Below are 12,247 nucleotides of genomic sequence, written 5' to 3'. Positions count from 1 at the left end.
AAGGGTGGGGTGGGGCAGCCGGGAGGCGGCTTAAAGTTTGGGGCCGCCCTTTTTAAAGGGCGGCGGGTTTGGGCAGAGCCCAAGGAGCGTACCTCTTGGTGGGGGGCTTGCGTACCGCCTGGCGGGGAAAAAGGGAGGGGGGCGGCGGGTTTGGGCGGAGCCCAAGGGGCGTACCTCTTGGTGGGGGGCTGCGTACCACTTGGCGGGGAGCGGGGGCTAGCGGCGCTCCCAGAAGTAGAGGCCGTAGACCACCAGGCACAGGGAGATGAGGGCTGCGGAGGCGGCCGCTCCGATGGCCAGGGCCGTGTGCCGCAGGGGGCCGGCCACCATGCTGACGATGATGGCTGCCGCGTCGACGAACAACAGGAATTTGCATAGCTTGCGCTCGGTTTCTGTCATGGGTTTGCTCCTTTCCGGGTGGGGGTTGGGGTGGGCAGGGCATTGGCCAGGGCCGCCAACTGGGGCAGGGTGAGGCGCTCGGCCCGGACAGCGGCGGGGGCCCCGGCCTGGATGAGCGCCTGCTCCACCTGGGGCTTGGGCAGGCCAAGCCCCGCGGAGATGGCATTGGCCGCAGTTTTGCGCCGCTGGCCAAAGGCCGCCCGCACCAGCCGGAACATCCAGGCCTCGTTTTCGACGGCCACGGGCGGGGACGGGCGTATGGCAAAGCGCACCACGGCGGAATCTACCTGGGGGGGCGGCAGGAAACTGCCCCGGCCAACCTCAAAGAGGATTTGCGGCCGGCTGCGGTAGTGGACGCTGGCGCTGACCGCCCCGCAGTCCCGGACGCCGGGGGGCGCGCAGAACCGCTGGGCCGCCTCTTTTTGCACCATCACCGTGACAGAGGTGAGGGGCAGGGCGCTTTCCAGCAGGGCCATGACCACCGGCGAGGTGATGTAGTAGGGCAGGTTGGCACACACGCACACCGGCCCGCCGCCGAACTCCTCTTGGATGAGCCGGTGGAGGTCGGTTTGCAGGACATCGCCCTGGATAAGCTTTACGTTGGAACAGGGGGCCAGGGTTTCGGCCAGCACCGGGAACAGCCGGCGGTCCAACTCAATGGCCACCACCTTTTGGGCCCGCTGGGCCAGCTCCCAGGTGAGGACGCCTACGCCCGGGCCGATCTCGATGGCCCCGGCACAGCCCTCCAGCCCCGCGGCACCGGCCATACGGGGGCAAACGGTGGGGTCGGTTAGGAAGTTCTGGCCCAGCTCTTTGGAGAGGCGCAGCCCGTGCCGGGCCAACAGGGCTTTGACCGCGCCGGGATTGGACAGGTTGCTCATGGGTTGCCCGCCTTTCTTGGGGGGAGTTTTACCTGGTAGAGGATCCGGCTGCCGTCATCGTAGGCCCGTGGGAAACCCAGGGCGTCGAATGCCCGGGGGCCGGTGGCGTAGCTGGCCTGTTCGAAGTCGCTGAGCAGCACATAATCGACGCCGTAGCCCTGTAGCAGGGACAGGTGGCCGGCGGGGTCCTCGTATAGGGCCTGGGCCGCCTGCTGGCTGGGCAGGTACACCAGCCCGTGGTAGTACAGGTAGGCCGGGGAGCCGCAGACGATGTTGCGGCCGGTTAGGGAAACGACTTCATTATTATGCCGCTGGTCGGTGAGGATAACAGCGTCGGGGGGAAGGTTTTCCTCTATGTAGCGGCACATTTCCAGCGCGCCCTGGCCGAAGAGCTCGTAGCTGGCCACGGTTTCCCGGCCCATGGTCAGGAGGGCCGGGGCGGAGAGCAGGGCCACGCTGCACACCGCCGCACAGGCCTGGGCCTTCCGGTGGCGGATAAAGGACACCAGTTGGCAGAGGGCGTCGGCGGCGGCACAGCAGAGGAAGAGGAACCCTACGTACAGCAGCTTGTTGTTGTCGTAATCATTGGGCTGGAACTCCACGAACTCGGCCACAAACCAGATGGCCAGGGCCGGGCAGTAACGGGCAAATGCCTCCTGTTTGGCGGCCAGCAGGCCCCACAGGGCCAGGGGCGCGGTGAGGCCCAGGTTCTTTAGGTAGAACCACAGGTAGTTGTCCGGGCCGGTGACCCAGCCGAAATGGCCCCGGACCATGCCCCCGGCGCTTACCTGCCGGAAGGTCCAGGCGAATAGCTGGGGCAGGGCCAGCAGGCAGGTGACGGCCAGCAGCAGGCCCCAGCCCTTGAGCAGGCGGCAGGCGGCGGGCCGGTCTTTGCCAAGGGCGCCGGTTAGCAACATGAGGACCTGCCCCAGCCACAGGGCCAGCCCAGCCCCGGCAAAAACCAGCAGGCCGGGGCCGTCCTCTTTGCCCCGGGCGGAGAGGTACGCCTTGAGCAGGGCCATGACCCCTAAGCCGGCGGGAAGGAGGCACTTGCCCAGGCGGGTGGCAAAGGAGGCCAGGCCGGTCCCCTGCCACAACTGGGCGGTGAGCCAGGCCCCGCACACCAGGGCCAGGGCCAGAAAGGAGTGGGTGTGGATCATGGGCAGGGCGCCGGCCAGCAGCCCTACTACCGGGAAATGCCCGGCCTGGCCGTCGAACACAGCCCGCGCCAGCAGGTACAGGGCCGGGAACAGCACCGCCCAGCCGAACAGTGTAGCCCGCTGGGGGAGCATCATGTCTACGATCACGTTGACCCAGCGGATGTTTTCGTCCGTTAGGTTGGTGGGGGTTTGGTAAAAGGCGGTGAAAATGCGGGTGAAGTTCTCCGGCGTGCCGCCCAGGAACCAGAACAGGCCCAATCCCCCGTTAAAGAAGAACAGCACCCAGGCAAGGCCAGCCCGGCGGCGGGCCATCAACTGCCGCAGCAGCAGCCAGCCCCCGAACAGCACCTGGGCCCCTGCCAGAAACATGGGCAGGCAATAGGCCAGCCGCAGGCTACAGCCCGTTAGGTACAGGCTGGCGGAGATGCTGTCGGACAGGAAGGGGTAGGACAGCCGCGCCCCGGGCAGCAGGGAGTAGTGGGGCGGGAACGTGCCCTGCCGGGCCAGGCTGGTAATGAAACTCAGGTGCATGGGCATATCCCCGAAAGTGGCCTGGCTGCTGAACACCCGGCCTTCCTCCCACCGGAAGGAGTGGAGCACTAGGAAACAGAAGAAACCCCACACGGCCAGCACCCCCCACAGGGAGCCATGGCGCAGGAAGGCCCCGGAACGCAGCAGGGCCCCGGCCTGGCCGCAGCCGGGCCACAGCAGGCGGCCCCGGCGGCGGGCAACGGCCAGCACCCCACCGGCCGCCCCGGCCATAAGCCCCATGGCCACCCAGTGGGCCCCCAGGGTGAACCCCAGCGGGAATGCCGCCAGCGCCGGCAGCCACTGCATACCTATGCTTCCCAGCACACTGCCCAGCAGCAGCCGGGCCCCCCGGCTCTCACCACCCAACAGGGCCCACGCTATGCTTACCCCACAGGCCTGAAACAGGGCCAGCATCGCTACCGCCCCGCATCCTCCTAAAAACGTTCCATACATCTGCTCTTTCTCCTCTGCTTTCTTTGTTGAATATCCCTTGCCTCCGGCGGGAAAGGGGGCTCCGCCCCCTTTCATCCCCCGCCACTTTTGCTTTGCCTCCGGCGGGAAAGGGAGCTCCGCCCCCCTTCACCCCCCGCCACTTTTGCTTTGCCTCCGGCGGGAAGGGGGCCCTGCCCCCTTTCATCCCCCGCCACTTTTGAAAAAGTGGACAAAACTTTTATGCGCGCTTACCCGTTCGCTTTTGCTTTGGGGGAATGGGATTTTCTTTTTTTGCTTTAATTTTTTACTTGCTTTTTTTATTTTTTCTTTTTCTAGGGCTTGTTTGAAAATAGAGGAAATGACGGATTTTTGACCAGAAACGGTCAGATTCAAGGAGAAAACCGCAAGTAATACTTGCGTATTACGAGGATTTTCGACGCAGAAGATGGTTGTTTCTGGGTAAAAAGACGGCGTTTTCGATTTTTCAAACAAGCCCTAACTTATCTTCTTTAATTATTTTTTATATTATTATTTATATTTATTTTTCTTTTTTATTTTTGGATTTGTGTTTTGATCAGGAATAAAAATAAAATAAATTGGGGAGGGGCTAAGGGGAGGTGGGGCGGCGGGGATGGGAAAAGGTTGTGGCGGGGCCACTTTAGTTTTCGTCCACCTTTTTCAAAAGGTGGCAGGGGTGTGGGGACTGCGTCCCCACGACCTTGGAGTCCCCACGACCTTGGAGTCCCCACGACCTTCAAGGGTATGATACCATTTTTTAGGGGAAAAGTAAAGTTGCCTTTAGGGGGCAAGTGTGGTAAAATGGGAGAAAGGTTTTTGGGAGGAGGTTTTTACATGGCGGGAGCCTATGAGCGCAGGGGGAAGGTAAACTACTACCTGGACCTGGCGGAGGTAGTGGCCCAGCGGTGCACCTGTTTACGGCGGCACTACGGGGCGGTGATCGTGAAGGACGACGAGGTGATTTCTACCGGGTATGCGGGGGCGCCCAGGGGGCGGGCCAACTGCTCGGATTTGGGGTACTGCCTGCGGGATCAACTGGCCATACCCAGGGGGGAGCGCTTTGAGCTGTGCCGGTCGGTGCACGCGGAGGCCAACGCCATTATTTGCGCCCCCCGGCGGGATATGATTGGCGCCACCCTATACCTGGTGGGCACGGAGGTGGCGGACGGCAGCTACATCAAAAACGCGGTGTGCTGCTCCATGTGCAAGCGGCTGGTGATCAACGCGGGCATCAGCCAGGTGGTGGTGCGGGACGACCGGGAGCACTACCGGGTGATAGAGGTGAGCAGTTGGGTGGCGGATGATGAGTCCCTGCGCGGGGTGCTGGGGTATTGAGGCGGCCGGCGGCCGGCCGCTACCAGGCCCTGGACAGCCTGCGGGGCTTTTTGCTGGTGAACATGGTGGCCTATCACGCGCTGTATGATGTGGTGTACATACTGGGCATCCCCCTGCCCTGGTATACGGGGCTGGGGGGGTATATCTGGCAGCAGGGCATTTGCTGGGGGTTTATCCTGCTTTCCGGGTTCTGTTTCCGGCTGTCCCATCACCCGGTGCGGCACGGGCTGACGGTGCTGGGGGCCGGGGTGCTGGTATCGGCCGTTACCTGGGTGGCCATGCCGGGGGAATTCATCCTGTTTGGGGTGCTGTACCTGCTGGGGCTGGCGGGGCTGATCCAGTGCGGGGCCTGGGCCCTGTGGGGGCGGCTGGGCCGCCCGCCTTTTCCGGCGGGGTGGGGGCTGGGGCTGGCTTTGGGGGCGTTTTTTTTGACCAGGGACGTACCCAAAGGCTGGTTGGGTTTTGAAGGGCTGCGGCTGCTGCCCCTGCCGGGCTGGCTGTACCAGGACTGGCTGGCGGTGGTGGGCCTGCCGGGGCCGGGCTTTGCCTCCTCGGACTATTTCCCGCTGGTGCCCTGGCTGTTCCTGTACCTGGCGGGGTACTACCTGTGGCGGCTGATGGGCCACCGGCCCCGGCTGATGGACCGGCTGAAACCGGGCTTTGCCCCCCTGGCGTTTATCGGCCGGCACAGCCTGCCGGTTTACCTATTGCATCAGCCGGTACTGATGGCGGGGTTTGCTTTGGCTTTGGGCTGGGGGCACTGACCGCCGGGGCGCTAGAGTCTGTTTCAAAACCGGAGAAATGCCGGATTTTTGTCCAAAAACGAGGGCTTTCAAGGAAAAAACCGCCAGAAAGGCTTGCAGCCAGAAAGGCTTGCAGCCAGAAAGGCTTGCAGCCAGAAAGGCTTGCAGCCAGAAAGGCTTGCAGCCTTTCGAGGATTTTTGACACAGAAAGCACCGGTTTGGGGTAAAATAGACGGCGTTTTAAAACAGACCCTAGGGCTTGTTTGAAAAATCGAAAACGCCGTCTTTTTACCCAGAAGCAGCCATCTTCTGCGTCGAAAATCCTCGTAATACGCAAGTATTCCTTGCGGTTTTCTCCTTGAAGCTGACCGCTTCTGGTCAAAATTCCGTCATTTCCTCTATTTTCAAACAAGCCCTAAGCCCGGCAAAAAAGAAAAGCCCGCGGCGCCGGTGGTCCCTTTGGCGCTTGTGGGCTTTTTTACGGGCTGTGTCAAGTGTGCCGGGCCTTGCGTTCCGCCGAAATAATGCGGCGCACGGACTTTTCGGTTAGGTAATAGGCTTGGGCCAACTGGGGGATGGCCTCCCCTGCCTGGGCCCGCCGGTAGATCTCCTGGTTGCGGGCGGCGGTTTCCTGCTTGCTGTGGGTGCGTTCGCCCCAGGCCAGGCGGTTTTCCTGCTTGCGGGGGATGTAGAGATAGGCCCCGTCTACATATTGTTGCAACTGCCCCAGCAGTTCGGGCGGCAGGACGTCTTGTGCACGTACATAGCGCATAGTGCCCCTCCTAAAAAAAATCATTTTCAGGATGAGCAAAGGCTACTGCGCCGGCCGGTTATGGTTGGGTATGCGCCATAGCCTTTGCTATGCGCAGGTCACGGATCGGGTCAAACGGGTTCCCTCCTTGTGTGGTTTCCTGTTGGCTGGTTGGGCCAGGCTGTTGGGGTTGGGTTTGGTACGGTTATGCCGCTTTCCATTATAGCGGGCGCCGGGGGGATTTGCAAGCGCGGACACGGTTCTGTACCAAGGGCGGGCCGGGAGGCGGCGCAACTTTGCCTCTGGGCCGACTGTGGGGTTGTGGGCCGGGCGGGCCGGGGCTATACTGGAAGGGAGCCTTGCGGTTATGCCCGACGGCCAGGCGGAGAGGAGATGCCCATGCACTGCGAACTTTGCGGCAAGACCACGGTTTTTGGCAAGAAAGTTGCCCACGACCGGATGTATGTGAACGGCCGCACGCCGAAAAAGGTCAAGCCCAACCTGCACCATATGCACGTGAACACCCCGGCGGGCGTAAAACGTCTGACGGTGTGCACCCGCTGTATGCGCACCCTGCGCAAGCACGGGGAGGCCTAGAGCCTGCTTTAAAACCGAAGAAGTGCCGGATTTTTGTCCAAAAAACGAGGGCTTTCAAGGAAAAAACGCAAGAAAGGCTTGCAGCCAGAAAGGCTTGCAGCCTTTCGAGGATTTTCGACACAGAAAGCACCGTTTTGGGACAAAATAGACGGCGTTCCGGCGTTTTAAAACAGACTCTAAGGCCTCCCCCTATGCCCTGCGGGACCCATATAACCCACAAAAGGCCGGGAGGACCCCGGCCTTTTCCCTATGGGGGAACTTACAGGAGGCTGGCTACCAGGCTGCCCATTTCGGCGCAGCCCACCAGCCGGGCGCCGCAATCCGGGGTGTAGATATCCTTGGTGCGGGCGGTTTCCAGGGCCTGGGACACGGCGTTTTCAATGGCGCCGGCCGCGGCGGGCTGGTTGAGGGAATACCGCAGCAGCATGGCCACGGAGAGGATGGTGGCCAGGGGGTTGGCCACATCCTGGCCGGCAATGTCCGGGGCGGAGCCGTGGATAGGCTCGTACAGGCCCAGGCCCCCCTCCCCCAGGCTGGCGGAGGCCAGCATACCGATGGAGCCGCTGATCATGGAGGCTTCGTCGGAGAGGATATCGCCGAACATATTGGAGGTAACGATCACGTCGAACTGGCCGGGGTCCCGCACCAACTGCATAGCGGCGTTATCCACGTACAGGTGGCTGACGGCCACATCCGGGTACCCGGCGGCCAGGCGGTCCACCACGGCCCGCCAGAGCCGGGAGCTCTCCAGCACATTGGCCTTATCCACGCTGCAAAGGCGCTTGCCCCGCTTTTGGGCCATTTCAAAGGCCACCCGGGCGATGCGCTCTATTTCCGGCTCGCTGTAGCGCTCGGTGTCATAGGCGGACTTGACCCCGTTGACCTCTTCGACGCCCCGGTCGCCGAAATAGATGCCGCCAGTGAGCTCACGCACCACCATAATGTCCAGGCTGCCGCCGATGGCCTCCGGCTTGAGCGGGGAGGCCGCCCGCAGGGGCGGGAAGATGACCGCCGGGCGCAGGTTGGCGTACAGGCCCAGCGCCTTGCGGATGCCCAAAAGCCCCTTTTCCGGCCGGTTATGGCCGGGCTGGCTATCCCACTTGGGGCCGCCTACCGCGCCCAGCAGGACGGAATCGGACGCCTTGCAGGAGGCGACGGTTTCCTCTGGCAGGGGTACGCCGGTGGCGTCAATGGCCGCGCCCCCCAGCAGGGCGTCATCATAGGTGACGGTGAAACCGAACTTCTCCGCGGCCTTGTCCAGCACCCGAATGGCCTGGCTGACGATCTCGGGGCCAATGCCGTCGCCTTTGAGGACGGTGATGTTATAATTTTTCATTGCCAAAACTCCCTTTTTATTGTGCTGATATAGGAAATTTTAGCACACTTTGGGGGCGGTGTCAATCGCCAGGTTGGGGGGGCTTTTGGGGGAGGCGTGGGGGGGGATTTCTCCGCAAAGGGGGGAAAGCGGCTTGTAATCGGCGGGACAATGCGCTATAATGGGGGCAATACTTAACCAGGAGGGATCTACCATGACAGTAGGCGCACAGTTATTTACCCTGCGGGAGTACACGCAGACGGAAAAGGACCTGGACTACTCGCTGGGGCGGGTGGCGAAGATGGGGTACGAAACCGTACAGATCTCCGCCATTGGGCCCATTGCCCCGGAAAAGGTGCGGGCCCTTTGCGACAAACACGGGCTGGGCATCGTGCTGACCCACACCCCGCCTGACCGGATCCTCTACGATACGGAGGCGGTGATAAAGGAGCACGACGTGATGGGCTGCCGGTACATCGGCATTGGCATGATGCCCCAGAAGTATTGCTCGGCCGAGTGGCTGTGGCATTTTGCCGACGATTACCGGGAGGCGGCCAAGAAGATTGCCGCCGCAGGCAAGCTACTGATGTACCACAACCACAATGTGGAGTTCCAGCGCTTTGGGGGCAAGCTGGTGATGGAGAGCCTGCTGGAAAGCTTTGCCCCGGACGAACTGGGCTTTACCCTGGACACCTACTGGGTGCAGATGGGCGGCGGGGACGTGTGCCGGTGGATGGAGCGGCTGGCCGGGCGGATCCCCTGCATCCATTTGAAGGATATGGCCGTAAAGGGCTGGGAGCCGGTTATGGCCCCGGTGGGCGAAGGGAACCTGGATTTCGGCGCTATTCTGGAACTGGCGGAACGGTGCGGGGTGGAACACCTGCTGGTGGAGCAGGACGTGTGCCAGCGCAGCCCCTTTGACTGCCTGGAGAGCAGCTATGGCTATGTGAAAGGGCTGCTGGGCTGAGGCTTGGCATAGGGGCGTAGGGACTTGGGGCGCTGCCCCAAACCCCGGCAGGGGCTTTAGGCCGCCCCTGCACCCGGCCAAGGAGGGGCGTAAGGGCTGTTACCGGAGAGCTTCTTCCAGGGCTGCGGTGACGATGCGCAGGGCTTTGAGGCGGGCGTATTTTTTGTCTACGGACTCCAGGATATGCCAGGGGGCGTAGGTGGTGCTGGTCTTTTGGAGCATCTCGTCAATGGCGGCCTCGTAGACGTCCCACTTCTCCCGGTTGCGCCAGTCCTCGTCCGTCAGTTTCCACTGCTTGGCGGGGGTGTTCTGCCGGTCGGTAAAGCGTTGCAGTTGGGTGTCTTTGTCGATCTGCACCCAAAACTTCAGCACCACGCCCCCCCAGTTGTGCAACTCCTGCTCAAACTCGTTCATCTCGTAAAAGGCCCGCTGCCAGTCGTTCTCGCTGCAAAAGCCCTCCAGACGCTCTACCATCACCCGGCCGTACCAACTGCGGTCAAAGATGGCGATGTGCCCGTCTTTGGGCAGGCGGGTCCAGAAACGCCACAGGTAGTGGCGGGCCTTCTCGTGGGGCTCGGGGCTGGCGATGGGGTGCACCTCAAAGCCCCGTGGGTCCAGGGCGCCGGTGAGGCGCTTGATGTTGCCCCCCTTGCCGGCGGCGTCCCAGCCCTCGTAGACAATGACCGCGGGCACCCGCTTGCGGTACAGCCGGTTGTGGAGCATACGCAGCTTGCCCTGCAATTCCCGCAACTGCTGGCGGTAGGCCTCGTCGGTGACGGTTTTGTCCTGTAGGGGCACCTCGCCCAGCTTGGGCATTTTGATGAGGGGGAACACGTTTTGCAGCAGGGGCACGGCCAGGCTGCCGTTGTGCAGGGCCGTATCGATACCGGTGCAGAGGGTTTCCATCACCTGCAACTCGGCAAACTTTTTGTTTTTGGCGTCTACAATATACCAGGGGGCGCTGGGGGTGTTGGTGTCCTCCAGGTAGCGGTCGAACACCTCTACGCAGCGCTCGTAGTGGCTGTTTTGCCAGACATCCACCCGGCCGACCCGCCAGGCGGTGTCCTTATCGTCCATCAGGCTGTTGATGCGCCTGGCCTGCTCTTTTTTGCTGATGTGGAAGAAGAACTTCAGCACCAGGTAGCCGTTATCCGTCAACTGGCGCTCAAAGCGCCGGACGCTGTCTACCCGCTGGGCATAGCCCCTATCCCCCAGCACGCCGTTGAGCCGCTGCCGGGTGACTTCGTCCATCCAGCCGGCATCCAGGAAGGTGAACTTGCCCGCCTCGGGGATCTTCTCAAAATAGCGGGTCAGAAAGGGCTTGCGGCGCTCTTCCTCGGTGGGGGTGGCCATGGAGAACACCTTGAAGAAACGGGGGTCGATATGCTTGATGATCTGCCCGATGGCGCTGCCCTTGCCTGCGGCACCCCAGCCCTCAATCAGCACCAGTACCGGCAGCTTTTTGTCTTTTAGCAGCATTTGCTGGGTTTCCAGCCGCTGGCCCGCGGCCTTTAGCCGGGCCCGTAGTTCCTCCCGCTCCGGCTTGTCCGGGCGGATCCAATTTTTCAACATCTCTCTCACCTCTGTGTTTTCTGCTCTTTGGGAAGGGCGCCGCGCCTGCCTAAGGGCCCGCGCCAGAAGGGCAAAGCCCCTAACGAGGTAGGATACCCCTTTGGAAGGGCATGAACGATAGGGCGCGGCGGACGCTGTTTGTCTGCCGCGCTTTTTTGGGGCCTTTTCGGGGCGTAGGCACTTCCTGTAGTCTGATTATAGCACTTTTGGTTGGGAAAATCCATAGTTTTCCCGCTGTTTTGTGATTTTTTAATAAAAAACAGGCCGGGCTTTGGGCACCTGGCCTGCTTTTTATGATGGGGCTGCCATAGGCCCGAAAACCGGGCCTTATGCCTGGGCTACGATTTGGGTGCTATCCCCTTTGCTGACCCAGACGGAAACAATGTCCAGGTTTTCGTCCAGCACCACAAAGTCGGCGGCCTTGCCGGGCTCGATGCTGCCGATCTCCTTGTCCAGGCCGATGGCCTGGGCCGGGATAAGGCTGGCGGCCTTGGCCGCCTGGGCGAAGGGCACGCCCCAGCCCACCAGGTTTTTGACCTCTTGGTGCAAGTTGGTGACCGACCCGGCGATGGTGCCGTCGGCCAGCACACACTTGCCGCCGCTGATGCTGACGATCTGGCCGCCCAGGTCATATTCTTTGCCCTCGGGCATACCGTTGGCCCGCAGGGAATCGCTGACGATCAGGGCCCTGTCCCCCAGCAGCCGGAAGGCCAGCCGCAGCACGGCCGGGTGGATGTGCTCGCCGTCACAGATCAGCTCGGCCCGGACGCGCTGGTCCTCCAGCACGGCCCCCACTACGCCGGGCTTGCGGTGGTGCAGGCCGTTCATGGCGTTGAACAGGTGGGTGGCGTGGGTGACGCCCCAGTCAAAGGCGGCTTTGGCATCCTCATACTGGGCGGTGGTGTGGGCAATGGACACGGTGCACAGCGCTTTGGCCTGCTTGACGAAGTCCTCGCCGCCGGGCTGCTCGGTGGCCACATCCACCAGCCGGACCAGGCCCTGGGAGAGGTTGTACCACTTTTGGAACAGGTCAAAATCCGGGGGCAGGATGTAGGCCTCGTTTTGCGCGCCTTTGCGGGCGTGGGAGAAGAAGGGGCCCTCCATATTGACGCCCACCACCTTGGCGCCACCCTCGATGGGGGCGTCATGGGCGGCCTTGGCGGCCAGCAGGGCGGCTTCGATATCCTTGCAACTGATGGTGGCGGTGGTGGGGCAGAAAGAGGTGACCCCGTGGGCCAGCAGGAACCGGGCCATATCCGCCACGGCCTCTACGGTGCCGTCCCCGATATCCGCGCCGGCACAGCCGTGGATGTGCACATCTACAAAACCGGGCACAATGGTGTAGCCGCCGCAGTCTACGGCCATGTCGTCCTCTTTGCGGGGCAGGTTTTCCCCGGTGCGCAGGATTTTCCCGCCGTCAATCTCGATATCCCCCTGGACTAGCCGGAAACCGGCGTCCAGGTATTTGCCGTTGATGAGAAACATATTGATACATCCCCTTGCTTTATTTTTGGCGGTGCCGGGCGCCCGGAGGCCGCGGCCTTTG

General features: G+C 62.3%; 13 protein-coding genes. 5 read left to right on the top strand and 8 right to left on the bottom strand.

The window, feature by feature from the left end; translation table 11 throughout:
- Positions 1-216: 216 nt before the first annotated feature.
- From U8U01_RS13330 to U8U01_RS13315, 4 genes are all read right to left on the bottom strand, one after another.
- Entirely contained in the window at positions 217-399 is a 183-nt protein-coding gene (locus U8U01_RS13330; RefSeq protein WP_322175090.1) for a hypothetical protein, read from the bottom strand.
- Entirely contained in the window at positions 396-1,280 is an 885-nt protein-coding gene (gene rsmA, locus U8U01_RS13325; RefSeq protein ID WP_322175088.1) for a 16S rRNA (adenine(1518)-N(6)/adenine(1519)-N(6))-dimethyltransferase RsmA, read from the bottom strand. The genes U8U01_RS13330 and rsmA overlap by 4 nt, the downstream gene beginning before the upstream one ends.
- Positions 1,277-3,424: a hypothetical protein gene (locus U8U01_RS13320; RefSeq protein WP_322175085.1), complete on the bottom strand. Its 2,148-nt coding sequence runs from the start codon at positions 3,422-3,424 to the stop codon at positions 1,277-1,279. The genes rsmA and U8U01_RS13320 overlap by 4 nt, the downstream gene beginning before the upstream one ends.
- 180 nt (positions 3,425-3,604) lie before the next feature.
- On the bottom strand, positions 3,605-3,895 hold the full coding sequence (locus U8U01_RS13315; RefSeq protein WP_322175082.1) for a hypothetical protein: 291 nt from the start codon (positions 3,893-3,895) through the stop codon (positions 3,605-3,607).
- A 360-nt stretch (positions 3,896-4,255) separates the two neighbouring features.
- Between U8U01_RS13315 and U8U01_RS13310 the strand changes: the two genes are divergently transcribed.
- From U8U01_RS13310 to U8U01_RS13300, 3 genes are read left to right on the top strand one after another with little or no spacing between them, the layout of a single operon-like run.
- Positions 4,256-4,756 (top strand): deoxycytidylate deaminase, encoded by a 501-nt coding sequence (locus U8U01_RS13310; RefSeq protein ID WP_322175079.1) that lies wholly within the window; start codon positions 4,256-4,258, stop codon positions 4,754-4,756.
- The gene (locus U8U01_RS13305; RefSeq protein ID WP_322175076.1) at positions 4,753-5,520 is read left to right on the top strand and encodes a heparan-alpha-glucosaminide N-acetyltransferase; all 768 of its coding nucleotides are present in this window, start codon (positions 4,753-4,755) and stop codon (positions 5,518-5,520) included. Before U8U01_RS13310 ends, U8U01_RS13305 begins: the two co-directional genes overlap by 4 nt.
- Positions 5,521-5,568: 48 nt before the next feature.
- Entirely contained in the window at positions 5,569-5,766 is a 198-nt protein-coding gene (locus tag U8U01_RS13300) for a hypothetical protein (protein ID WP_322175072.1), read from the top strand.
- Between the two features lie 223 nt (positions 5,767-5,989).
- On the opposite strand, the gene U8U01_RS13295 is transcribed toward U8U01_RS13300, so the two are convergent.
- Positions 5,990-6,271 (bottom strand): CD3324 family protein, encoded by a 282-nt coding sequence (locus U8U01_RS13295; RefSeq protein WP_322175069.1) that lies wholly within the window; start codon positions 6,269-6,271, stop codon positions 5,990-5,992.
- 378 nt (positions 6,272-6,649) lie between these two features.
- On the opposite strand from U8U01_RS13295, the gene U8U01_RS13290 reads away from it, so the two are divergent.
- Positions 6,650-6,847 (top strand): large ribosomal subunit protein bL28, encoded by a 198-nt coding sequence (locus tag U8U01_RS13290; RefSeq protein ID WP_322175066.1) that lies wholly within the window; start codon positions 6,650-6,652, stop codon positions 6,845-6,847.
- 259 nt (positions 6,848-7,106) lie between these two features.
- On the opposite strand, the gene leuB is transcribed toward U8U01_RS13290, so the two are convergent.
- Complete coding sequence (gene leuB, locus U8U01_RS13285; protein ID WP_322175064.1) at positions 7,107-8,183, bottom strand: 3-isopropylmalate dehydrogenase; 1,077 nt, start codon at positions 8,181-8,183, stop codon at positions 7,107-7,109.
- A 193-nt stretch (positions 8,184-8,376) separates the two neighbouring features.
- Here leuB and U8U01_RS13280 point away from each other — a divergent pair, with 193 nt between their 5' ends.
- Positions 8,377-9,129: a sugar phosphate isomerase/epimerase family protein gene (locus tag U8U01_RS13280; RefSeq protein WP_322175061.1), complete on the top strand. Its 753-nt coding sequence runs from the start codon at positions 8,377-8,379 to the stop codon at positions 9,127-9,129.
- 99 nt (positions 9,130-9,228) lie between these two features.
- Here U8U01_RS13280 and pap read toward each other — a convergent pair whose 3' ends face one another.
- Both pap and nagA read right to left on the bottom strand, forming a co-directional pair.
- Positions 9,229-10,701 (bottom strand): polyphosphate:AMP phosphotransferase, encoded by a 1,473-nt coding sequence (pap, locus tag U8U01_RS13275; RefSeq protein WP_322175058.1) that lies wholly within the window; start codon positions 10,699-10,701, stop codon positions 9,229-9,231.
- A gap of 327 nt (positions 10,702-11,028) precedes the next feature.
- Complete coding sequence (gene nagA, locus U8U01_RS13270; protein WP_322175055.1) at positions 11,029-12,186, bottom strand: N-acetylglucosamine-6-phosphate deacetylase; 1,158 nt, start codon at positions 12,184-12,186, stop codon at positions 11,029-11,031.
- Positions 12,187-12,247 lie beyond the last annotated feature (61 nt).

This window comes from Acutalibacter caecimuris (assembly GCF_034335085.1).
Taxonomy (GTDB): Bacteria; Bacillota; Clostridia; order Oscillospirales; family Acutalibacteraceae; genus Acutalibacter; species Acutalibacter caecimuris.
The sequence above is the reverse complement of the archived record's forward strand: the minus strand, read 5'-3'. Positions and strand labels throughout refer to the sequence as shown.